This window comes from Microbacterium pumilum (genome assembly GCF_039530225.1).
Classification (GTDB): Bacteria; Actinomycetota; Actinomycetes; order Actinomycetales; family Microbacteriaceae; genus Microbacterium; species Microbacterium pumilum.
Window position 1 is genome coordinate 1,157,567 of sequence record NZ_BAAAOH010000001.1, and the last position, 20,652, is coordinate 1,178,218.

Below are 20,652 nucleotides of genomic sequence, written 5' to 3' on the forward strand. Positions count from 1 at the left end.
GGCGTGAAGTCGGCGTCCCACGATGACCACACAAGGCAGAGGAGCCGACGAATGTGCCGCTGGCTGGCTTACACCGGAGAGCCGCTGCAGCCCTCCACCCTCATCCTCGACGCCAAGCACTCGGTCGTGGCGATGTCGCTCAACTCACCTCTCGGCGCCGAGCCGGTGAACGGGGACGGCTTCGGATTCGGGTGGTATCCGTCGGATGCAGGCGCGGGTGCGACGCCGTCGACGTTCCGCTCGATCGAACCGGCCTGGAACGACGAGAACCTCCGCGAGATCAGCCGCGCCGTGCGCAGCCCGCTGTTCTTCACGCACGTGCGGGCTGCCGGCGGACCGCCGATCCAGCAGACGAACTGCCATCCGTTCCGGTACGAGAACTGGCTGTTCATGCACAACGGCGTGATCTCGCATTTCGGTCTGACCAAACGCGAACTCACGTTCGCAGTCGATCCGTCGCTCTACACGCACATCCGCGGCACGACGGACTCCGAAGTCCTGTTCCACCTCGCGCTGACACTCGGACTGGCAGACGACCCGATCAAGGCCGTGGGCGACGCGATCCGCATGGTCGAAGCAGCGGGTCACAAAGCGGGGGTTGCATTCCCCATGCAGGGCACCGTCGCGGTGTCGGACGGCGCCACCCTGTGGGCCTTCCGCTACTCGTCGCAGGGCCAGTCGCGCACGCTCTTCCACTCCGCCGACATCCCGACGCTGCGCGAGATGTACCCCGACGTCGAGCGACTGTCGACCTTCGGCGACCACGCTCAGGTCGTCGTGTCGGAGCCCCTCAACGACCTCCCGGGCGCCTTCCTCGAGGTGCCGGAATCCACAGTCGCGGTGCTCGATCCATCGGGCTACCACCACGAGGCGTTCCTCGCCGCGTGACTCTGTCCGGTGAACGGTGAGCGGATGCCGTCATCCGGCCCTCGTCGTCCGGATCGCCCCTAGCCTGGCAAGTGCGGTCGGGTGCGGCATCCGGCCCCGCTGACAGGACGGAGCCGCTCGGCATGGAATTCGGATTACACATCGCTGACTTCACGTGGAACAGCGGCCAGCGCGACCTGGGGCCGGCACTGGCACGGCACGTTCGCAACGCCGAGGCCGCCGGCATCCAGCGCATCACCGTCATGGATCACTTCTGGCAGCTGCCCGGGATCGGACCGGTCGAGCACGAGATGCTCGAGGCGTACGCGACGCTCGGGTTCATCGTGGCGCACACCGAGAAGGCCCTGCTGCACACGCTCGTCACCGGCGTGATCTACCGTGAGCCCGCGCTGCTCGCCAAGCAGGTCACGACGCTCGACGTGCTGTCGGGCGGACGCGTGGGTCTCGGCATCGGCGCGGCGTGGAACGAGCAGGAGTCCGCCGGGCTGGGCTTCACCTTCCCGCCCGTGTCCGAGAGGTTCCGGCAGCTGGAGGAGACGATCCAGATCTGCCTGCAGATGTGGGCGGAAGAGGAAGAGCCGTACGAGGGCGCGATCTGGCAGCTCGAGCGAGCTCTGAACTCACCGCAGAGCATCACGCGGCCGCATCCGTATCTCATGATCGGCGGAGGCGGCGAGAAGAAGACGCTGCGAATGGTGGCGCAGTACGCGGATGCCTGCAACCTCTCAGCGATGGGCGAGCTTCCGTCGCGCAAGCTCGACGTGCTGCGCGCGCATTGCGACGACGTGGGCCGCAACTACGACGACATCGAGAAGACGGCGATGATCGGTGTCAATCCCGAGTCGACATCGGAGTCGGTGGCGTCGACCGTTCGCGGGCTTGCCGAACTCGGCTTCACCGCGACCTACGTGTTCGCGGTCGGTATCGAAGAGCCGGCGCGGGTCGTGGAGCTGATCGCGGGCGCGGCCGATTCGCTCGGCTGACCGATGCCGCACCGATGGGCGTGGACCACGGTCGATGAGCGACACTTCGACTCCCTGCGCTCGCTGAGTGCGGGTCTGCGCGCGACGAGGCGTATTGAACGGCCCACCAGGCCCCGATTCGCGGGTGCGCGGATCGTGACGTAAACTCTTCGGCGGTGACGTGTCCGAGCGGCCGAAGGTGCAACTCTCGAAAAGTTGTGTAGGGTAACCCCCTACCGTGGGTTCAAATCCCACCGTCACCGCCACTTTGGAAGCCCCCGAAACCCGCGTAATTCCGCGGGAGTCGGGGGCTTCTCTCATGCCCGAAATGGGCCAGTGAGTAAAGAATGAGTAAAACCCCTCGAGAGGCTGCTCGAAAGGCGGCTCACTCAAGCTCGTGTCGTCGCTCCGGGACGACGATCACACGCCCCTCACGTGCTCGACTAAGTGCACCGGCTACGAAGTCGAGATCGTCATCGAAGAGGTCGGCGTAGGTGTCGAGAGTCATCGACGCTGAGGCGTGACCGAGCATTCGCTGCACGGCCTTCACGTTTGCGCCGGCACTGATCGCGAGGCTTGCCGCAGTGTGACGGAGGTCGTGAGGACTCACGTGGTTGAACGTGGGATCGATCTTCCGCGCACGACGAACAGCTCCCGCAAACCAGCCCTTCTGCGAGTTGGGCAGCCGAAGATGCTCCTGCCCGTCTCCGAACAGCAATTCATTGGAGTCCTTGCCGAGCATGGCCGAGCGCACAGCGGGATCGAGGAAGTCGGGATAGGGAACTGAACGAGTCACGTGCGACTTCGGCGTCCCCGTGTGGATCGCACCGTTGACCATTACTGCGTTTTCATGAACCTGCACCCTGCGGCGATCCGTTTCCACGTCTCGCACGCGCAGGCCGGTCACTTCCCCCCACCGGAGTCCCGTGTACGCCAGGAAGTAGACCAGTTCGGGGTACATCGATTGCCCTGCGAGGAGGTCCACTTGAGTGTGGCTCAGATACACGCGACGCTTCGGTGTCTTCCGTGGGAGCTTTATGCCTCGAGCAGGGTTGTCCGCGATCCTGCGGTCGCGCAGCGCGACGTCGAGAATCGCTGAGAGGATGCCATAGCTACGGATTACCGTCGAGGCACCGTGCGTCGCAGTCATTGCCGTCACCCACGCGCGAACGTCGCTGTGGCGGACCATCCCGATCTCAACCCTTTCCCATTTGGGAGCGACGTGTACCCGCCATGCGGACTCGAGGGGATGCATCGACGAGGGCTTGAGGACGGCCGCTTGGTTCTGCAGCCAGGTCGTTCCGAGTTCACCGATTGTGATCCGAGCGTCCATCGGGTCGACGTACTGGCTCTTGCCGATCGACACGGATACGGATGCCAGGTACTCCTCGGCCTCTCGCTTCGTGCGAAATCCGCGCTTCGCCGCGTGCGTGCCATCGGGCTTCTTGTATCGGACGAGGTACCGGCGACCGTCGAGCGTCTTGTAGGGAAAGACGCTACCCATCCGCCTGGCGGCCGACGATGTAGCTCATGCCCTCCAGGCGACCTTCGGCTCGCGCCTTCTTGATCCAATCCGAGGCTGTCCGGTGTGGCACCTCGAGTTCGTTCTGGACTGCTTTCACCGGCGGGAGCCCAGACAGCGCTGCCGTTCCGTAGAGCAACTCCACGACATCCATGCGCTCGCTCTTGCTGCCGCGCTTGACGACTTGCTCGGCGAGCCAGTGAGGGATGATGCGTCCCTCAGTGGAGCTCAGCTCAGCGGCTGTCATCCACTTCGCAGTGGTGTCGCTCTCATCGTCGAGCGTCAGGGCAATGCACTTCGGTGCCGCCGCCTGCAGAATGCTCTGGATAGGGATCTGCCGGAGCGCGATGTTGTTGACCTCCGCGCCGGTACGGGTCGCTTCGTTGACGACTCGGATCACGATGTAACGACCCTCGGATGACTGGTATTCGGCGGTGATGATCGTCCGCAGCCCTGAACCCGCATCGTCAGTTTGCGCGACGAACGCAGGAGCAATGCGCAACGCGGACCCGACGGCTGTGGTGGCGTCCCGCCAAGTAATCGGCTTGCCGTCGAGGGTGCTCACGTCGACCTTCACCTCCTCAGTTTGTCAGACCGCGTTGCAGATAAGCAGATTGCCTCTTGCCAACAGTATGAATAAGTGATGTACTCATGTCAAATCCAGACATAGATACGTAAAGGAGGATCAACTCATGTCCATCGCGACGCCGCACACACCCTCGGTGCTGGAGGACGAGCTCCTTCCTCCAGATCGGGTCGCACAGATACTCCAAGTGACTACGAACACGCTGGCGATCTGGCGCTACTACCGACGTGGCCCGAGCTTTCTCAAGATCGGCAGCAGGGTGCGCTACCCGCGTGCGAGCCTCGATGAGTTCATGGCGTCGGCAGTCGTCGAGTGCGATCCAGTTGTCACCCGTCGGGTGGGCCGGCGATGATCTCCGTCACCGTGTACTCGACAGGGCCGTCCTGTCCGCAGTGCAAGTTCACGTGCAAGCGTCTCGACGATCTCGGTGTCGTCTTCTCAGTCGTCGATATCACGGAAGACGGGCGTGAGGGACTGCGCCATTTCCTCACCGAGGATCTGGGGTACTCCCAGGCGCCGGTGGTCATGGTCGACGGGGAACCTGAGAACCACTGGTCGGGGTTCCGCGCCGCACTTATCGATCTCATCGCTGCCCGCGCTGCCGAAGAACGAGCGCAAGCCGATGCCGTCGAAGCGCCGCTTGATCGTCAGCCGGGCGGCGAGCACGCAACCACCTACGCGCTCGATCCTTCCGCCAGCGGCTCGAGGATCGGCGTTCTCCTAGGCCGTTGAGATGTCGGATGACGAGACAGGCTCGGATCGAGGTGCCGGGCGTCCCAGTTCGCCTCCCACAACTCCGACCGATAGGTGGCGCGAGTGGGAGCTCCAAAATCCCGACAGGGCTGCGGCGGCGAAGCGGACGTATCGCGAGACTCACCGCGATGACGAGCGAGAGCGCGAACGGGAACGGCGCGCCCGCGCGCGCGCCGAGCAAGCGCGCGCCGAGGCACGACGTGCCTACGCCCGGGAGTACTACGCAAAGAACCGAGAGTCGTACCTCGAACGCCAGCGCGTCAACCGTGCCGTCAAGAAGGCACAGGATCCTGGCGCATACCGCGCGGCGAAGAACGCTCGACAACGGCGCTGGTACGCGCGCCACCAAGAGGTGGAGAACGAGAAGGTCCGCGATGCGTACCGTGACGACCCCACGCCCCGGATGCGGTGGAACGCCTCATACAGAGCGAACCACGCTGATGAACTCGCGGCACGCCGCCGTGAGTTCTACCTCGACAACCGAGAGCGAATGGTTGAGAGAGATCGCAGGCGTCGAGAACGCGAGAAGCTCCGGAGATCGGTCGGCCTTCCGCCGCGTCGTCTTCACCGAGTCTCGACGGCAGAGCGTCGACAGAACCGCTCCGAGGCAGACGAGTTCTTCCGCCGCAAGTACACGGCTGCTGAGATTCGAGCTGCGAAAAGGCCGTGGCCCACGCCGCCTGAGCTGATCGCGGCGTGGCAGCGAGAGAGCGAAAGGGCTCGTGCGGCCTTCTCCGCGGCCACCGGATCGGACATCGTTCGTCCGATCTCGAAGACCGCGCAGCGCGCCGCTGAACGCGCGTCAGTGCGTGCCGCCGCACTGGAGCAGCTTCTCGCAGAAGAGGCCCGCCTCGATGCCATCGCTCGAGCGATCAATGATCAACTGCGCCACCGGTTGCGCAGACCTCAACAACCAGAAGACGCAGGCACTACCGGCCGTTCGTGGCCGGCCGCAGAGACAGGAGTGACACGATGATCCGTAACGGACAGAACAGGATGCGGTGATGATTGATCGCGCGGATGCCGAGGCGGTGATCTATCGCGTCGCGGTCTCCGCGTTCGCCTATTACCCCGACAAAGCCACGAAGGAACCCGGCTACACAGTCGATGAGGACGTGGAGTGGAGCCTGGAGCCAGTCTCCGCGCTTGACTCGGCACAGACGGCGGAGCTCGAGGACCGCATCCGCGAAGCGATCACAAGCCTCGCGTGCGACCGACAGGGCTTTATCCAGTACGTCCTGGGGCTCGCGGACGCCTAACCCAGCACCGCCTGCCGATTGGGGCGGGTGGCGCTCACAGCAGAGCGCGGCGGACGGCGCTCGCGCTCACCCCCAGCTCATGCCCGATGTCCGCGAAGGATCGCCCTCGCTCGCGCAACTCGTGCGCGAGCGCGACGCGCTCAGGCGTCATCACCGATGGGCGGCCGGGACGCTTGCCAGAGGCTGCGGCATCCGCCATTCCCTTCCTCGTGCGCAGACCGAGCAACTCTCGCCTGAGCGAATCCAGCGCCGGCAATACGTCGGTCGATGCAACCTGCCCACTCGCGGTGCTCAACGCAGGTTCCGAAAGTGACCGGTACAGGATGCCTCGTCGACTCAGTTCAGCCACTGTGCTGACGAACTGCGTCAGAGTGGGAGATAGTCGCGCGCTGCTCGACACGACGAGTTCGTCTCCTGGGACGAGCGATCCGATACAGACTGCCAGCATCTCCTGCGCTGCAACCCCTGGCGCTTCGAGGTAGATGTCGATCGGCCCGATGCTGCGCAGATGCTCGGCATCGGCGTTGGTGTCGTCGGACGCTCCGATCGGCCTCGTGTACCCCACAACACGAGTCACAACGACGGTCCTCCACGAGTCGGCGCCGGCGGAGTGATGATCGGGGCGGCCGGGTCGAACCTGGGCTCTTCACGGGGGAGCGCGCGCCGCAAGGAGGCCAGGTCGGCAGAGAGGCGGGCTCGTTGCTGCGTGCTGAAGGTCGAGTTGCGACCGGTTCCCACCAACGGCAGAACCTCACCGAGGGCGAGCTCGTGCAGCTCGATCAGGACCTCAGTGACGGGCGGTGCGAGCTCCCGAGTGGCCGTCGCGAAGTCCATCACGCGTCGAAGCTCTCCGAACCACTCCGCAGCCGCGATGCTGCGGATCGGTGCCCGCTGTGCTGCTTCCAGTGCGGCGGTCGCGCCGGCAAATCCGTCGTCACTTTTCGCGTCAAAGAGGACGGATCCGTCCCGGCTTACGATCGACAGACGATCCACAGGTGTAGCCGCTTCAGCCTCGCGAACAAGCACTTGGGTTCCAGCCCAGCCCTGGTTGTGTGTGGCCCGATCGGTGAACCTCGCAGGCATGCCGACGCGTCGAGCATTGAAGTAGCGAGATGCGGTGGACAGCAGGCTCTCGGATCGTCGGGCAGCCACGACCACGATCCGCGTCGCGAAGCCGGCGACGGCGAAGCCTTCCGCCGTTGCGAACGCCGCGGAGGGGGTACGGACGCTCAGCTCGAGCACCAAGGATCGCTTCGAGGTCCGCGCAAAGGCGAGGCTTTCAGTGATCCAGTCAGCGACCAGCGGAGCCATTGCACTTGGCGCGTCAAGGGGACTCCGCCGCGCGAGCCGAAGGAAGTCAGGGTGAAATGCTGCGAGGTCATCGGCGCTGATGACCGCACCGCTTGGGTCGTCGGGGTCGAGGAGAGACCGCACGGAAAGACTCTTGCCAGCGCCGGGCTGGCCGACGACCAACGTGAGCGATGGCTGCGTGGAGGCTCGCGACCCGCCAAACACGAGCGGAAGGATGCCGTGGGGCTCCGCGCCGGGGTCAGCCACGAGCCGTCTCACGAGCGCGTTGCAGCAGGTCCGCCGTCATTTGCTTCACTGCCGCGCGATCGTGCCCGTCGACGGCGAATACGGTCTCGCGGATTTCGGCGATCTGAGCCTGGGTCGAGGCGCCTGCATCGCCTTCTCTGCCTGAGGAGGCGATCAGTGCGATGAGAAAGTTCGCGGCGTCGCACAGGGCGTCAAACGCCGCGACGTCTCCCATTCGCCACGATGAGCTGTCTGGACCCATGCTCCTCCGATCGCGGTCAGTCTACGGTTCCAAAAGGATTGGCGCGGTGTTTCGGCGCGAGGTCTGATCCGATCGAGCTCATACACATGACCCCTCAGCAGAGGCCCCACGCCCTGTATGCCCACCCCAACCAGATCGACCGAGTCCTCGAACGCCAGCCCTGCAGACAACTACCTGACCGCTGAACTTCGCCACACCTTCCCAAAACCAAAGCGACGCACGCAGGCACTTTCTGTGAATCCATGTTGTAATTAAGCAAAAAAGGGTACGATCACGGTTATGCGAGGCGGTCTGGAGCGTTGGAAGAGAGGGATTGAGTCGCACGGGGTGCGTGCCGCCATTGCCTACGCGCTGGACGGAAACTGTGATGCGGCAATTCGGGTGTCGCGAGGGGTAGACGCGCTCGCCGAGTACAGCGCGGTGGCGTCGGGTGGCGTCAGGCGCTTCGTCGTCGACCACGGCCGCGTTGAATCCGACCTGCTCAACCGGAATCAACTGTGCAGCTGGGTCGACGGGCGGGATCCGTTCACCGGGGTGAGACGCGGTCGAGAGCTCGGATCTCAGGACGCCGACCTTCTGCTCGACGGCACGATCAACGCGCCCAAGTCATTCAGTGTTGCCGCGCTCTTACATCCGGAGCTTGCCGACGAGTTCGAGGCCCTGCAAGATCGCCTTCGCAACCGGATCATGGAGACATGGCAGCGGGAGCTGAACGCTCGCAGAGGAGCCGGTGGCAGAGTCCGTGAAGCGTTGCAGCGCGTCGAGGTGGTCGAGTTGCAGCACCGTCGATCACGCGCTCTCGACCCTCACGTGCATCGACACCTTTGGCTGAACGTGAAGGTGCTCGGCGAGGACGGGCAGTGGTCGAACGTCGACTCACGGGTGGCAATGAAGATGCACACACTTATCAATGCGGAGGGGGAACTAGCTTCGCGGACCGACCCGAGGTGGATAGCCGCGCTCGAGAGATACGGATACACCCTCGATAGCGCAGGGGAGATCGCTGAGATCGCACAGGCAGTGCGACCACTTTCTCGCCGTTCAAACCAGATCGAGGCGAACCGGGCTGTGATGCTCGCCGAGTGGCGAGACGCGCACCCAGGACAGGAACCCGACCGCGACATCCAGCGACAGATCGATCGGCTGGCGTGGGCGAAGGATCGGCCTCGCAAGCCGAGGGACCTAGATGAGGCGGACTGGGAGGAGCTGATCCGTGACGAGATCTCGGGGATTGATCCGCTCCTGATTGAGCCGCGGAGCCCCGTCCACAGCTTGTCGGTTCCGCTGAGCCAGCTCGACCTGGATCTCCTCGCCGCAAAGGCGATTGTTGAAGCAGACGGTCGCTCGGCTTCATGCGGCGGGCGCTTCGGCGCATTCGACCTACGGGCAGGGGCCCTACGTGCCGTCGCTGGATCGGGTGTTGTTGCAGAGCGCGAAAGGCTGCAGGAAACCATCGACGAGATCGTGCGGCGTGCTCTTACGCACACCGTCGATCTCCTGGACGAGGATGGGCCGCGCCCGGATCACATCAAGGGCTACATGGCCGCTGCAACAGCATCGCTGAAGGTGGACCTCGCGGCGCGCTTCGATCGCCTCAATGTCGCCGGCGCTGTGCTCTCGGAGGACGCGATGCAGTTGGTTGCCCAGTCCGTGCTCAATACGGAGGTCGACCTCCACTCCGGTCAGGCTCAGGCTGCTGGAGCGATCGCGGGCACCGATCGATTGGTGACGATTACCGGCCCTGCGGGCACGGGCAAGACGACGATGCTCCGAGTCGCCAAGCATGCGTTGCTTTTGCAGGGCCGGCGCACCATAGTCGTGGCTCCAACCAAGAAGGCGGCATCGGTGGCGAGCCGCGAGATCGGCACGGCAGCATCCAGCCTGCATGCACTGCTCGCGGATCACGGATGGCGATGGAGCCGCGACGCCGCCGGCGCCGAGACGTGGTCACGCCTCGAGCCGGGCGCCGTCGATCCGCAGACTGGGACCACGTACGACGGACCTCGGCGATACCCGATCGCCCCCGATGATCGCATCGTCGTTGACGAGGCCGGCATGGTCGATCTGCACACCGCGAACGCGCTCGCGACTCTTGCGGAGGAGACCGGTGCCGGCATCGCGATGGTTGGCGACCATCTGCAGGCGATGCCGGTTGGTCACTCGGGGGCGATGGCGTGCATGACGCGGCGGAGCGGCAGAATTGTCGAGTTGACTGCCGTCCATCGATTCACCGATCCGGGCTACGCCGAGCTGACGCTTCGTCTGCGAGAGCCGGGTTCGCAGAGCGCGGCCCTCGAGGTTGCCGGTGCGCTCGCGGCGCGGGGTCTCATCCGGCGCGTGAATGATGCAGGCGACGCACGCGATTTCATGGTCGGGTCCTACTTCCACTTCGCCGGGATGCATAAGCGCGTTGCGCTGGTCACCAGCACCAATGACGAGGCCGACTTGATCAACGAAGCGATACAGCAGGGCCGGCTTGAGCTGGGGCAACTCGGCCTCCATCGAATCGCTGTCGGCAAGAGAGAGCAAAGGATCCTCGAGGGGGACATCGTCCAGACCCGTCGAAACGATCGAAAGGCGGATGTCGAGAATCGGGCGGTCTGGGTCGTCCGCCGAATTCGCCCAGACGCTGTCGAACTTTCGGCGATCTCGGACAGCGCCGACACTCGCCTCGTCTCGGCCGAGTACGTGGCGGAGCATGTCCATCTCGCTTATGCGTCGACTGTGCACGGGATCCAAGGCGAGACCATGGACGCATCGGTCGTTGGGCCCGGCGTTGACGCGTCGGGGCTGTATGTCGGGATGACTCGTGGCCGCTCGCACAACGAGGCCCTGGCCATTGCACGATCGGACGATGAGGCCGTCTCTGCCGTTGCTGATTGCATGATGCGCGGGCTTCCCGAGGTCACGATTGACGACTCTCGACGAGCTGCGCGGGTCGAACTCGGTCGAGCAGCACGAGAAGCGCAGCCTGCCGAGCACACCATTGCCCGCTGGAATGACCTTCGAGCGCGGCCTCTGGGCGCGACAATCAACATCGAGTCCCTGCGAGACGCGAGTCACGCTCGCTTGGCCGTCGCACGCGATCGCGCAATCGAACTTAACTCGTGGATCGCGAGCGCGAGCCGCGTACTTGGAAAGTTCGCTGTGCTGACGACCTCGATGGATTCGATCGATCACGCTCGCAGGAAAGTGGTGAGCGCGCCAGCAGCTGACGAAGTCAACGCATACGCGCTGCAATCGCGAGTCGATGGTCGGGCAGCAGAACTTCGCGAAGTCCTGTTGATGGCGAGTGAGGAACAGGCGTTTCTCGAACGCGTGGACGCCGAGATCGCTCTGCGCGCCACACTAGGAAGCGCCCAGCTCGAGCGCGAGAGGGCAGAGCGTGAGGCCGCTGAGTTGCAGTCCGTGGCGACTGCGGGCACGCCCGGCGGGCCCACTTGGGCGCGCTGAATACCCAACACGAAGTCAGCGCACTTGGCCTCGGCTCATCGTCCGTCGAGCAGTGTCGGCTATCCGTACCCGCCCACTGGCTGTGCCGCGGGATGTCATCGACTTGCGCGTGCTATCCGCTAAGTGTGATGTCCAGGCAGGTTGTTGAGTCTGCTGATGGGTGGCGCGCCGATGGCGGTGTGGAGCCTGTGCTGATTGTAGAAGTGCAGCCAGCCAGGGAGTGCGGCTCGGCGTTCGGTCTCTGAGGCGTAAACCGCGCATAGGCCCAGCCGTCGGCGAGGGTGCGGTGGAACCGCTCGATCTTCCCGTTCGTCTGAGGCCGATAGGGACGGGGGTGTTTGGGCGTGATGCCGAGGTCGATGCACGTGTCGCGCCAGGCGTGAGACTTGTAGGCGGAACCGTTGTCGGAGAGGACTCGTTCGACGCTGACGCCTCGGTCGGCGAACCATGCGACGGCTCGGCGGAGCACTCCGATCGCGGTTGCCGCGGTCTCGTTTGCGCAGATCTCGACGTAGGCCACGCGGGAGGGATCATCGATGACGGTATGCAGGAACGCGGTGCCCACCAGCGGGTGGCGCGCCCCAGAGCGTGGCGTGCCGGTGCGTGCCACGGTCGCGGAGCGGTTCCGGTCTCCTTGTTGGCTGCCGACGTAGCGCCATCCGCCAGCGTCGGGAATGTTGCCGAACTTCGTCACGTCGACGCGGATCAACGACCCGGGATGGTCGTGTTCGTAGCGTCGGATCGGCTCGCCGGTTACCCGGTCGATGCGGCTCAGCCGGTTGATCCGGCACCGCACGAGCACCGCGTGCACGGTCGACGCCGGCAGGCCGAGCTCGCCCGCGATCTGCGCCGGACCGAGCCTGCGGCGCCACCGCAGTCGCACGATCTGCCGCACCACCCGCGGAGCGGTCTTCGCCGGCATCAACCGTGGCCGGCTGGATCAGTCGATCATCCCCGGCGGGCCTTCGGTCCGTAACCGCGCCGCCCACTTCCGGGCGGTCACTGGCGAGACCATGAACATCTTCGCTGCAGCAGACGGCGGCCACCCATCGTCGACGATGAGCATCGCCAACCTCAAACGAGCGCGCGGCGTCAGCGCGGATTACCGTGGGACACGAAGGCCTCCTGAGTCGTGAAGCGGTTCCTTGAACAGCTCCACTTCACACCGGGAGGCCTTCGCCCGTCAGCAGGTCAACGGCGATCTACGAAACAACGTCCCTGGACATCACAGCTAAGCGACCGGCTACCGACGCCCGGCGCGTCTCCACAAGACGATGGCCACCACCATGCTGGCGACGACGATTGCCACAGCAACGACGATGAAGAGGATGTAGCGAGCCTCGGTCGCCGCGCTCTCGTACGGGAGGGAATCTGACCAGTCGAGCGAAAGCCTTACGAAGACGAGCGCAATCCCGACGCCTGCGAGGGCGAGGATGACAGCCACGACTCGCAGCACCACCCGCCGGTGTCGCGGACTCGACTCTCTGACCACGACGGCAACCTATCTCCCCAGCGTTCGCCGTACCATGCCGTTCCGACCCGCGCCGCGGCATCCAAAGTGACTCGATGAACGACCGGCCTCCCCGGCACCGGCGACCCAGGCTCACATGTCGTCTGTCATGCTCGACTCTTGGGCGGCATCCGGACTTGGCGGGCCCGCTTCATCGCGTTGCCTGAGAAGTTGCTCTAGCTGTTCGGCGTCGTCGAATAGAGGCGTCGATCCGAGCATCGGTTTCTTGACAGGCTTTGGCTTCGGCGCAGCGGCTTGGCCACCCGCGTGGCGATGGAGATGTGGATGTCTTCGCGGGACAGGCTCACACTCCCGCGGAGGACACGCCAGGAATTCCCGTCCTTCGAGGAGACGAGGCCGGCTACTTTGAGCAATTCCATCGCCCGGACCACATCGGCTGTCTTGCCATGGCCGTACTGACGCCGAAGGGCAGCAACAAGGTCGACGGTGGTTGTCTCAAGCACCTTGCCCCACTCCCGCTGAAGCGTCGGAAACACGCTGACGACTAGCCGGGTGGCGAGGTAGAGAGCCGGGATCGGGTCGTTGCAGAAGGCAAACTGAACCTTATTGTCCGCAAAGAACTCTGGCCGGATCGTGAGCTGGTTGAACTCCATCGCGGTGAGAGTGGAGGAGCCGTGTGGGCGGAGATTCCCATTGAGTTTGGGGTCGGGCCAGGGTTGAAAGACGTATTCGCTGCTCTGTTGGGCGAACTGGATTAACACCGGGCGCTCGGTCGGCTTGTACCAGTGTTCGGCGTTGTCGAGTCGCTCGCTAAACACTCGCCGTGCGGCGTCTGCGCCGGTCTTTATTGGTGAGAGGAACATCACGTCGACGGCGCTGACTGGCACCGGCTTCCCCTCTGGCCCGGGGAGCGCTTGGAGCTGCGAGTAGTGGTGAAGCTGCTTGCAAAGTCCCTCGACCGATTTCTCGGCCAGCGCGATGTTCGCAATCTCGGCGACTAGCCCAGTCCCATCCTTGAACAGCACCGTGAAGTCAGGCGTTACGGCTCGTACCTCGCCGTCCACGGTCACTTCGACGGTCGGGTATCTCTCGAAGTGAGCGACCACCGACGGCATCTCCTTCGTGCCGGTGAAGAACCAGTGGAACGCAGAGACGACGTCGACGCATCGGTCGTAGAGTTCGTATTCGCGCAGCTTCTCGGGGTCGGCCCGATGTGACGGCGGATCCTCTCCCATCGCTATCAGCCGATCAACGATGCGACTGAGATGCGCTCTCGCTGCGGAGAGTCTTCGATCGCGAGTGCCCCAAATCGCTCACCAAGATCCTGCGCCACCCGGGCGAGGGAGTCCTGCGATGCGCGATACCCCGGGTAGATCTGTATCGAGTTCGACTCCGTCACCACAACGTCGAAGTTTGACCCATCGCGCTCATCGCGTAGTGCGAAATGCAAATATGGATTGCGGTGGAAGACTGCGAGTGACGTGCTTGGCATGCGGGCGATGACGTCAAGCAGAGCTCCAGTATCCTTGCGGTCGTTGAAGATCTGCGCCCCGAGTTCCACTCGCAAGGGCCTAACGTCCTCGCGAACTGAGAGGCGCGCTCGATGCGTGACCAGTACGCGGCGATTCGCGGCGGCGGCGGCCAATGGCTCCAGTACAGCGCTCTGGAAGAGACGTGGCCCGCCCGAATAGAAGGTCGCGCCGGCCACCCTGCGCAGTTGCATCGTGATTGCCGGCGACTGCATGGTGATTGTGCGAAGCACTCCCCCCTGTTCCTCGGTCTCAGCAATGGCCTGCTGCGGAGAGGGGCGCATCTCTGGGAAGCCGCGGCTGATCGAGGAATGATCGCCCGACTTGCGGGCCGTGGTCCGGGAGACGGAGACCGATTGCGATTGCTCAAGCTCGGAAGCAATCGAGAGGAAGTCGCGGTGATTGAGATAGCAACGGGAAACCTGACCATGTCGGACCAGCGCGCGTTCAAGCTTGCGCCAACGCTTGTCCGTCTTCGGCTGCCCTGAGGCGATGTGGAAAACACCGTCGTAGGCGGTCGTGAAGGCGACCGCCGCCCATGCTCCGTCCGTGTCAGCGATGCGGAGCACCCTCTGGTCGTTGCCAAGGATCTGGCTGACCTGCGCGCCCGGAATGCTCAGATCGTCGAAGGGATGCGTCCCAGCGGTGAACAGAGTCTCGACGGCAACGTGGGCACTACCGAATGCATCTTGCGCTCGACGAGCGACTCCTACGAAGTTGATGGACGTCTCACCGTCGGCTAGCGAAAGAAGGACGCGGTCGAACCCGCTCGAGTCCTCCATGCGGCCCCCGGTTCCAATAAGGCACCGGTGCTGTAGTCACCCGGTGCTGATCGACATGATACTTAGGCCCGGCCGCCGCAACATACCATCGTGCTCTGGGCCACAGACATCGTGGCTGAGTGTTGGCTACGTCGAGCCCGCCGACTCCCTCAGATGCGGATAGACCCCGACGCACCCGGCCCGTCGCTCATCGTCCATATGCGCCGATAGGAATCCTTCGTGAACGCTGGACACGAGCACATCGCGGAGCTTTCAATATGGCCAGCCCGCGCGAGAGTGCCAATTCATGGTAGCGTCCGGCGCCCACAACGCGCCGCCGCCCCTGTGTCGCGTCTGCATGTCGGATTCGAGACACCGAGGCGCAGCGGCTAGTGCTCGCGATCTCGTGGTGGGTTGGGATCGTTGCCCGGCGCGACGGTGTCTTTACTGCGGATCTTGCCATCGCGGCCGTGGGTGACGACCTCACCGCCGCCTGCGTTGCGGACGATGTCCTTCGCCCGACGCTCAGCGTCGGCCTGGGTCCGTTCGTTGCCGGAGATACGCTTCGCGCCGGGAGCGGTGATATCCCAGCCGCCATTCCGGCCCGGTACGACGTCCCGACGGCTATTGCTTGCCATGTGACCTCCTCGCCGGTGCGAGTCTACGACTCGGCGGTGCATGAGGATCATCTCGTAACGCCGGCGCTGCGCTACTTTGTCGAGATGGAAGACGTCGACCACCTTTGCAATCCGGCCGGCCGGCTATGGGTACTGTTGCGAGACCTGAGCGGATACTCGCAGAGTGAGGCGATGACGCAGTCCATCGCTCGCTACTTCGGTTTCGACGCCAACGACCTCAAGCGCTACATGGAGGCTGTGGTCGCTATCTGGACACTCCCCGACGGTATTCATACTGCGGTCGCTGAACTGCGCAATCCGGTGCCTCCCGCAGGCCGCCTACTTAGGCCACTAGAAGATGTCGTCCCGGCGATCCGAGGCTTCGCCTATAGCAACAACGCGCTCGAGGCAGCCATGCGCCCCATTCATCAGGGCACGCTCTCTGACCTGGAGATCTGCAGCTATCTCCTCCACGAGCACAGGGGAGCGCATCCTGTTCCGCAGTCGACGCTCGACGAACTGCAGCAGCTGATTGACGCGCTGATCAGCGCGCTGAGCGACGACACCGAACTAAGTACAGACTTCAAGGAGGCAATTCGACGGCACGCGCAACGAATCGCCGACGCGATCTCGTTACACAAGGTCCACGGCGCCGAGGGCATAGTGACCGAGTGGGACGGCCTGGTGGGAGCAATGGCCCGTCACTCCTCCGAGCTGCACAAGCCTGGCCCCGTTCTGGCGTTGCTCAAGAAGGTGGGCGCCGTGGTACTGACAATCGTCGCAGCGATAGCCGCACCCAACGAGTTCGTCACCGGGCTGGAGTTCATTATCGACACCACCACAACGCCAACCATGATTGAGGCGCCTGCGGCCCCCTCCGACGGCGCCGAGACCTCGTAGCGTGACCCAGATGAACAACGTCAGCTGCGGTGCGCGATGAGCCTGCCCACGGATGGGTTTGGGATCCTCGCGTATTTGGCTCTCATCGTTCCCGGAATCATCTTCATCATGGTCCGATCTCAACTTCGCGGCTTTCGAGACGTCGATCGGAGCGTAGGCGCGCGTATTCTTTTGGCGTTCGTGGTCAGTGCGATCTTCGTTGCCCTCTATACGGCGATCCTCGGCCCGCGCGCAGTGGCCCGACTGCAGTCCGGTGCCGAGGTGACACCGGACGAGGTCGCTGGCGCCGCATGGCTGTTCATCCTCACAGCGATCCTCATCCCGGCAGTTGTCTCGTGGGCGATCTACGGCGAAACAGCCTTGCTTCGCCCTATTCATCGCGCCGCCAACACGATCAAGGCTCGGATCACCAACTCCCGGTATGAGCCCACGCCGACGGCGTGGGATCTCGCTACTACGACGACGGAGGCAACTTGGGTGCGAGTCCGGCTCAACGACGGCGTATGGGTTGGCGGAAGGTTTGGCGATCGCTCGTACTTCAGCACCTACCCCGAACCGCGGGACCTCTTCATCGAGGAGCAATACATCATGAGCGGGGAGGGCGCGTTTGTGGACCCCGTGCCCTCCAGCGCCGGTGTGTGGGTGGCTGTGAAGGACGACTACCTAGTTGAATGGCTCCACGACGCCGAAGACTAGGGGTGCGATGATGGCTGGAAGCGACAAATCGGGTTCGAGTTCCGAATCGAGGGGTGGCCGCGCCGGCCGCTCTTCCGAGGGCGCGAGACCACGCGCCATCACCGGCAGTGGCTCGGGACCGGCCACCGGTAGCGGCTCGGGCTCGGGCTCGACGAAACCCGGCAGCGGCAAACCACCCGCCGGCAATTCCGGAGTCTCTTCAACGAAGAAGTAGCGCTCGGCGCATTGAGCCGATCGCCGAGATAGTCGCGACCGCTGAGCCATATACCGAAGCAGTAAGCCGGTTCGATTCTCGCCGGACTGCCATTAGCAGCTGCGCAATCGGTCACGACTCCCCAACCTGCGATCCGGCAACTTAACAGCCCTCGAGGAGCGGATTCATCGAGACCACTCGCTACCTCCGCGATCTCTATGCCAGCCACCTTCGAGTGGCGCTCGCAGGCGCCCCTCGATCGTGCATGGCACGGATAGGGATGGATCTAGAGCGGGGTGTGGTGCTCCGTGCCGTGAACGCGCGTTCCTGGCATGATCTGCGCATGACCGTCACCGTCGACGCCGCCCACTCGCCTGCGCCCGCCGAAGAGCCCGCCGAGCCACCCACCCGTGACCCTCAGCGACGTCTGTTGCGCTGGGTCGTGCTCGGCGTTGTGGGCGCGTTGAGTATCGCGGGTGGTGCGTGGTGGATCACTGCCCAGTCGGCTTTGTCGCAGGTGTCCGTCGCGTACGACCTGCAGCCCGTTGTCTGCGACGGCGCTGAGGTGGGGCAACGAGCAGACGGCCCGGAATCCGAGTTCTACAACCCCGTCGTGGTGTGGACCCCGGGGATGGAATGCCGACTGCGTATCCACGTGCTCAACAACAGTTGGTCCGAGATCACGATCGACTCGGTGACCCTGGCGATGATGGGCGAAGACAACCTGCAAGGGCTCGAACCCCGCGCGGTCAACCCGAACGGGTTCACCTCAACCTCCGAGCAATACGGCGACATCACCTTCACCATGACGGGACCGCTTCACATCGGTCCCGGTGACGACCAGCTCCTCGAAGCCGTGATCGACTATCGCGGCGGCGCGCAATACCGACACTGCGATGCCCTCGGACTGCACACGCCTGACGTGTCGGTGTCGGCAATCGGGGTAACCGAAACGAAGACACCTCCTGCATGGAGCACCATCTGGTTCCAGCAAGGCTCGCTGAAGGACTGCGCGTCCAGCTAGCCGCCCACCGAGGCTCGGTCCGCCCGCGGGGATCGGGTTCGACCGCCCGCATTGGTCCCTGTTTCGCGCGCGGCCCGCAAGGGGATCGGCGATTGACTCTCAGCTCCAAGCGTGATGCACGTGCCAACCGGTCTCGGCCTTGAAAACATCGAACACATAGGACTCGCCGCCCTCGTCGGTCGCCTGGAATCGCCAGCCGTAGAGGCCGACCGCACGGCCGGGAGCAGCCGACCAGATCGAGTCGCGAAGGCGAGTGGGAATGTCCGTGATTCGCCAGCGTCTACCCGCGTAGAACATCCGCTGGGGGATGTCGTCGACCATCCAGATCGTCAGATCGCGTTCGATCTCTGTGGCGCTCATGACACCACAGAATAGAACATTTGTACTAGAGACGGTAGTCTGAGGTCGGCCGAGGAGGAGGCAACCGGCGGCCGATGGGCACGAGTAAGCGCTACGCACACGACCACGCGGAGTTGCATCTGATGCGTGTTCTTTGTGGGTGCATGGTCGCAGAGTGGTCACCGGGATGTCGTGCTGGCGCCAACTGGTGATTGCCGACTGTCTAGGTCGTTCCCGTTCAATGCAGGAAGCGCGCGTTGGACGGGAGGCTTGAGGTGGTGCAGGCGGTGCCGTTCGGGTCGGTCGAGCTGCATCTGGTGTCGGGTGTCACGTTGCTTCGTGAGGACGCGGCGGTGTTTGAGGCGATGCTCGAGGGGTGGGCGGCGCAGCAGCGCGGGGGCCGGAATCTCCAGGCGTACACGGTGGGCCAGCGGGTGCACGCGGTGCGCAGGTTTCAAAGGTTCGCGAACGCGTATCCGTGGGAGTGGAGCGCGGCCGGGTTCGACGAGTGGATGACGGATCAGGTCACGGTGCACCAGCTGGTGCCCTCGACGATCCGGAACAACCAGATCGCGATCCGACAGTTCTGCGACTTCCTGTGCTCACCGCACTACGGCTGGGCGGATGAATGCGAGCGACGATTCGGGTCGCATCCGGTGCAGGTGTGTCATGAGTGGAACACCCGCGTGCACGTGCAGGAGAACGAGGCCGACCCACGCCGCCGCCCGTTGACCCGGCAGGAGCTTCAGCGCCTGTTCGACCGCGCCGACGAGGAGGTCGAGACGCGATTGCGGGCGGGGCGGAAGGGCGCGGCGTCGGCGTATCGGGACGCGACGCTGTTGAAGGTGATCTACGCGTGGGGTCTGCGGGCGCGGGAGGCGATCATGCTCGACACCGCCGACTACTATCGCAACCCGAAACTGCCTGACTTCGGCGGGTTCGGGTTCCTGCGGGTCCGCTACGGCAAAGCCTCGCGAGGGTCGCCGCCGAAGCCACGCACCGTCGCGACCGTGATGCCGTGGGCGGTCGACGCACTGGCCGATTACGTCGAGCGTGTGATGCCGCTGATGCAAGGCGGGCAGGCGTCCGCGTTGTGGTGGTCGGAGCGGGGCACCCGGCTCAGCCAACGGTCGCTCAATGACCGGTTCGCGCAACTGCGGGACGAGCTCGGCCTGGACGAGCGACTCACACCGCATTGCCTCCGACACAGTTACGCCACCCATCTCATCGAGGACGGCCACGACCCAGTCTTCGTGCAACGACAGCTGGGGCATGCGTATCAGTCCACGACGGGCATCTACACGCACGTGTCGGAAGAGTTCGCCAACCGGATACTGAAGGACGCGCTCGGCCGGATCCCCAACTTGCTCCCGGAAGGAATGGAGAAGCAATGACCACAGTGATCGGCTACGAATGGCGGCTGCGGGAGCAAATGGCCGCGGCGGGGATGTTCAGCACCACGAAGCTGATCCCGCTGCTGCAGGAGCGGGGCATCCAATTGTCATCCAGCCAGATCTACCGGCTGGTCGTGGACAAACCGGAGCGGCTGAACCTGGGCGTCCTCGCGGCGCTGATGGACATCCTCGGCTGCACTGCTGACGACCTGATCGTCACGGTCGACCTGGGCCGATCCCGCACCACCTCGATCGCAGTCGGCGCCGAGCCGGCGTCCACGACGATCCGAGAACAGGGCTGGCGGCCCAAGCCGGCCCGCATCACCGACTGATGGCAGCCCCGGCAACGTGCCGGCATGGCGGGACCACGTCCATGGTTACCCCGACCGGCCGATACTGCCATTGGTGCTGGCGTAACGCGCCCGAATGCCGCCGGCCCTGCACTCGTTGCTCCTCGCTGGACAACCTCGCCGACGGTGGCCGCTGCAAAACGTGCCGCGCCACGGA

General features: G+C 64.3%; 21 protein-coding genes, 1 tRNA gene and 1 pseudogene. 12 read left to right on the forward strand and 11 right to left on the reverse strand.

All coding sequences use genetic code 11. From position 1 onward, the window contains the following. Positions 1 to 51 precede the first annotated feature (51 nt). From ABD188_RS05225 to ABD188_RS05235, 3 genes are all read left to right on the forward strand, one after another. Positions 52 to 888 carry a class II glutamine amidotransferase gene (locus ABD188_RS05225; protein WP_344059203.1) on the forward strand — a complete coding sequence of 279 codons (837 nt, stop codon included), beginning with the start codon at positions 52 to 54 and terminating at the stop codon, positions 886 to 888. A 122-nt stretch (positions 889 to 1,010) separates the two neighbouring features. Then, positions 1,011 to 1,871, forward strand: coding sequence for an LLM class F420-dependent oxidoreductase (locus ABD188_RS05230; protein WP_344059205.1), 861 nt, complete (start codon positions 1,011 to 1,013; stop codon positions 1,869 to 1,871). 154 nt (positions 1,872 to 2,025) lie between these two features. After that, a tRNA-Ser gene (locus ABD188_RS05235) sits at positions 2,026 to 2,116 on the forward strand. 119 nt (positions 2,117 to 2,235) lie between these two features. Here ABD188_RS05235 and ABD188_RS05240 read toward each other — a convergent pair. Both ABD188_RS05240 and ABD188_RS05245 read right to left on the reverse strand, forming a co-directional pair. Further along, positions 2,236 to 3,354 (reverse strand): site-specific integrase, encoded by a 1,119-nt coding sequence (locus ABD188_RS05240; protein ID WP_344059207.1) that lies wholly within the window; start codon positions 3,352 to 3,354, stop codon positions 2,236 to 2,238. After that, positions 3,347 to 3,949: a hypothetical protein gene (locus ABD188_RS05245; RefSeq protein WP_344059208.1), complete on the reverse strand. Its 603-nt coding sequence runs from the start codon at positions 3,947 to 3,949 to the stop codon at positions 3,347 to 3,349. Before ABD188_RS05245 ends, ABD188_RS05240 begins: the two co-directional genes overlap by 8 nt. 115 nt (positions 3,950 to 4,064) lie before the next feature. Between ABD188_RS05245 and ABD188_RS05250 the strand changes: the two genes are divergently transcribed. The 3 genes from ABD188_RS05250 (at position 4,065) to ABD188_RS05260 (ending at position 5,970) form a co-directional block, all read left to right on the forward strand. After that, positions 4,065 to 4,310: a helix-turn-helix transcriptional regulator gene (locus tag ABD188_RS05250; RefSeq protein WP_344059210.1), complete on the forward strand. Its 246-nt coding sequence runs from the start codon at positions 4,065 to 4,067 to the stop codon at positions 4,308 to 4,310. Further along, entirely contained in the window at positions 4,307 to 4,690 is a 384-nt protein-coding gene (locus ABD188_RS05255) for a glutaredoxin family protein (RefSeq protein ID WP_344059212.1), read from the forward strand. The genes ABD188_RS05250 and ABD188_RS05255 overlap by 4 nt, the downstream gene beginning before the upstream one ends. Positions 4,691 to 5,715: 1,025 nt before the next feature. Continuing rightward, complete coding sequence (locus tag ABD188_RS05260) at positions 5,716 to 5,970, forward strand: hypothetical protein (protein ID WP_344059214.1); 255 nt, start codon at positions 5,716 to 5,718, stop codon at positions 5,968 to 5,970. A gap of 34 nt (positions 5,971 to 6,004) precedes the next feature. On the opposite strand, the gene ABD188_RS05265 is transcribed toward ABD188_RS05260, so the two are convergent. The 3 genes from ABD188_RS05265 to ABD188_RS05275 are packed head-to-tail and all read right to left on the reverse strand — an operon-like array spanning position 6,005 to position 7,741. After that, positions 6,005 to 6,547: a recombinase family protein gene (locus ABD188_RS05265; RefSeq protein WP_344059216.1), complete on the reverse strand. Its 543-nt coding sequence runs from the start codon at positions 6,545 to 6,547 to the stop codon at positions 6,005 to 6,007. Continuing rightward, positions 6,544 to 7,539, reverse strand: coding sequence for a zeta toxin family protein (locus ABD188_RS05270; protein ID WP_344059218.1), 996 nt, complete (start codon positions 7,537 to 7,539; stop codon positions 6,544 to 6,546). The genes ABD188_RS05265 and ABD188_RS05270 overlap by 4 nt, the downstream gene beginning before the upstream one ends. Then, positions 7,520 to 7,741 (reverse strand): hypothetical protein, encoded by a 222-nt coding sequence (locus ABD188_RS05275; RefSeq protein WP_344059220.1) that lies wholly within the window; start codon positions 7,739 to 7,741, stop codon positions 7,520 to 7,522. The genes ABD188_RS05270 and ABD188_RS05275 overlap by 20 nt, the downstream gene beginning before the upstream one ends. 354 nt (positions 7,742 to 8,095) lie before the next feature. Between ABD188_RS05275 and mobF the strand changes: the two genes are divergently transcribed. Continuing rightward, complete coding sequence (mobF, locus tag ABD188_RS05280; protein WP_344059222.1) at positions 8,096 to 11,221, forward strand: MobF family relaxase; 3,126 nt, start codon at positions 8,096 to 8,098, stop codon at positions 11,219 to 11,221. A 119-nt stretch (positions 11,222 to 11,340) separates the two neighbouring features. On the opposite strand, the pseudogene ABD188_RS05285 reads toward mobF, so the two are convergent. The 5 genes and pseudogenes from ABD188_RS05285 to ABD188_RS20190 all read right to left on the reverse strand — a co-directional run bounded on the left by ABD188_RS05285 (position 11,341) and on the right by ABD188_RS20190 (position 15,671). Further along, positions 11,341 to 12,287, reverse strand: a pseudogene (locus ABD188_RS05285) (IS481 family transposase). Between the two features lie 177 nt (positions 12,288 to 12,464). After that, positions 12,465 to 12,713 (reverse strand): hypothetical protein, encoded by a 249-nt coding sequence (locus tag ABD188_RS05290; RefSeq protein ID WP_344059224.1) that lies wholly within the window; start codon positions 12,711 to 12,713, stop codon positions 12,465 to 12,467. Positions 12,714 to 12,907: 194 nt separating this feature from the next. After that, positions 12,908 to 13,927 carry a hypothetical protein gene (locus tag ABD188_RS05295; protein WP_344059226.1) on the reverse strand — a complete coding sequence of 340 codons (1,020 nt, stop codon included), beginning with the start codon at positions 13,925 to 13,927 and terminating at the stop codon, positions 12,908 to 12,910. A gap of 5 nt (positions 13,928 to 13,932) precedes the next feature. Beyond that, a complete protein-coding gene (locus ABD188_RS05300; protein WP_344059228.1) occupies positions 13,933 to 15,003 on the reverse strand; it encodes a hypothetical protein in 1,071 nt (356 codons plus the stop codon). A gap of 368 nt (positions 15,004 to 15,371) precedes the next feature. After that, a complete protein-coding gene (locus ABD188_RS20190; protein ID WP_425561368.1) occupies positions 15,372 to 15,671 on the reverse strand; it encodes a DUF2188 domain-containing protein in 300 nt (99 codons plus the stop codon). A 120-nt stretch (positions 15,672 to 15,791) separates the two neighbouring features. On the opposite strand from ABD188_RS20190, the gene ABD188_RS20195 reads away from it, so the two are divergent. From ABD188_RS20195 to ABD188_RS05315, 3 genes are all read left to right on the forward strand, one after another. After that, complete coding sequence (locus ABD188_RS20195; protein WP_425561330.1) at positions 15,792 to 16,499, forward strand: hypothetical protein; 708 nt, start codon at positions 15,792 to 15,794, stop codon at positions 16,497 to 16,499. 36 nt (positions 16,500 to 16,535) lie between these two features. After that, positions 16,536 to 17,195, forward strand: a complete 660-nt coding sequence (locus ABD188_RS05310) for a DUF6338 family protein (RefSeq protein ID WP_344059233.1) — start codon at positions 16,536 to 16,538, stop codon at positions 17,193 to 17,195. A 536-nt stretch (positions 17,196 to 17,731) separates the two neighbouring features. Then, complete coding sequence (locus ABD188_RS05315; protein WP_344059235.1) at positions 17,732 to 18,412, forward strand: hypothetical protein; 681 nt, start codon at positions 17,732 to 17,734, stop codon at positions 18,410 to 18,412. 99 nt (positions 18,413 to 18,511) lie between these two features. Here ABD188_RS05315 and ABD188_RS05320 read toward each other — a convergent pair whose 3' ends face one another. Next, positions 18,512 to 18,772: a hypothetical protein gene (locus tag ABD188_RS05320; RefSeq protein WP_344059237.1), complete on the reverse strand. Its 261-nt coding sequence runs from the start codon at positions 18,770 to 18,772 to the stop codon at positions 18,512 to 18,514. A 236-nt stretch (positions 18,773 to 19,008) separates the two neighbouring features. Here ABD188_RS05320 and ABD188_RS05325 point away from each other — a divergent pair, with 236 nt between their 5' ends. Together ABD188_RS05325 and ABD188_RS05330 are read left to right on the forward strand one after the other, a co-directional pair. Further along, positions 19,009 to 20,145: a tyrosine-type recombinase/integrase gene (locus tag ABD188_RS05325; RefSeq protein ID WP_344059239.1), complete on the forward strand. Its 1,137-nt coding sequence runs from the start codon at positions 19,009 to 19,011 to the stop codon at positions 20,143 to 20,145. Next, complete coding sequence (locus ABD188_RS05330) at positions 20,142 to 20,477, forward strand: helix-turn-helix domain-containing protein (RefSeq protein ID WP_344059241.1); 336 nt, start codon at positions 20,142 to 20,144, stop codon at positions 20,475 to 20,477. The genes ABD188_RS05325 and ABD188_RS05330 overlap by 4 nt, the downstream gene beginning before the upstream one ends. Positions 20,478 to 20,652: the final 175 nt, after the last annotated feature.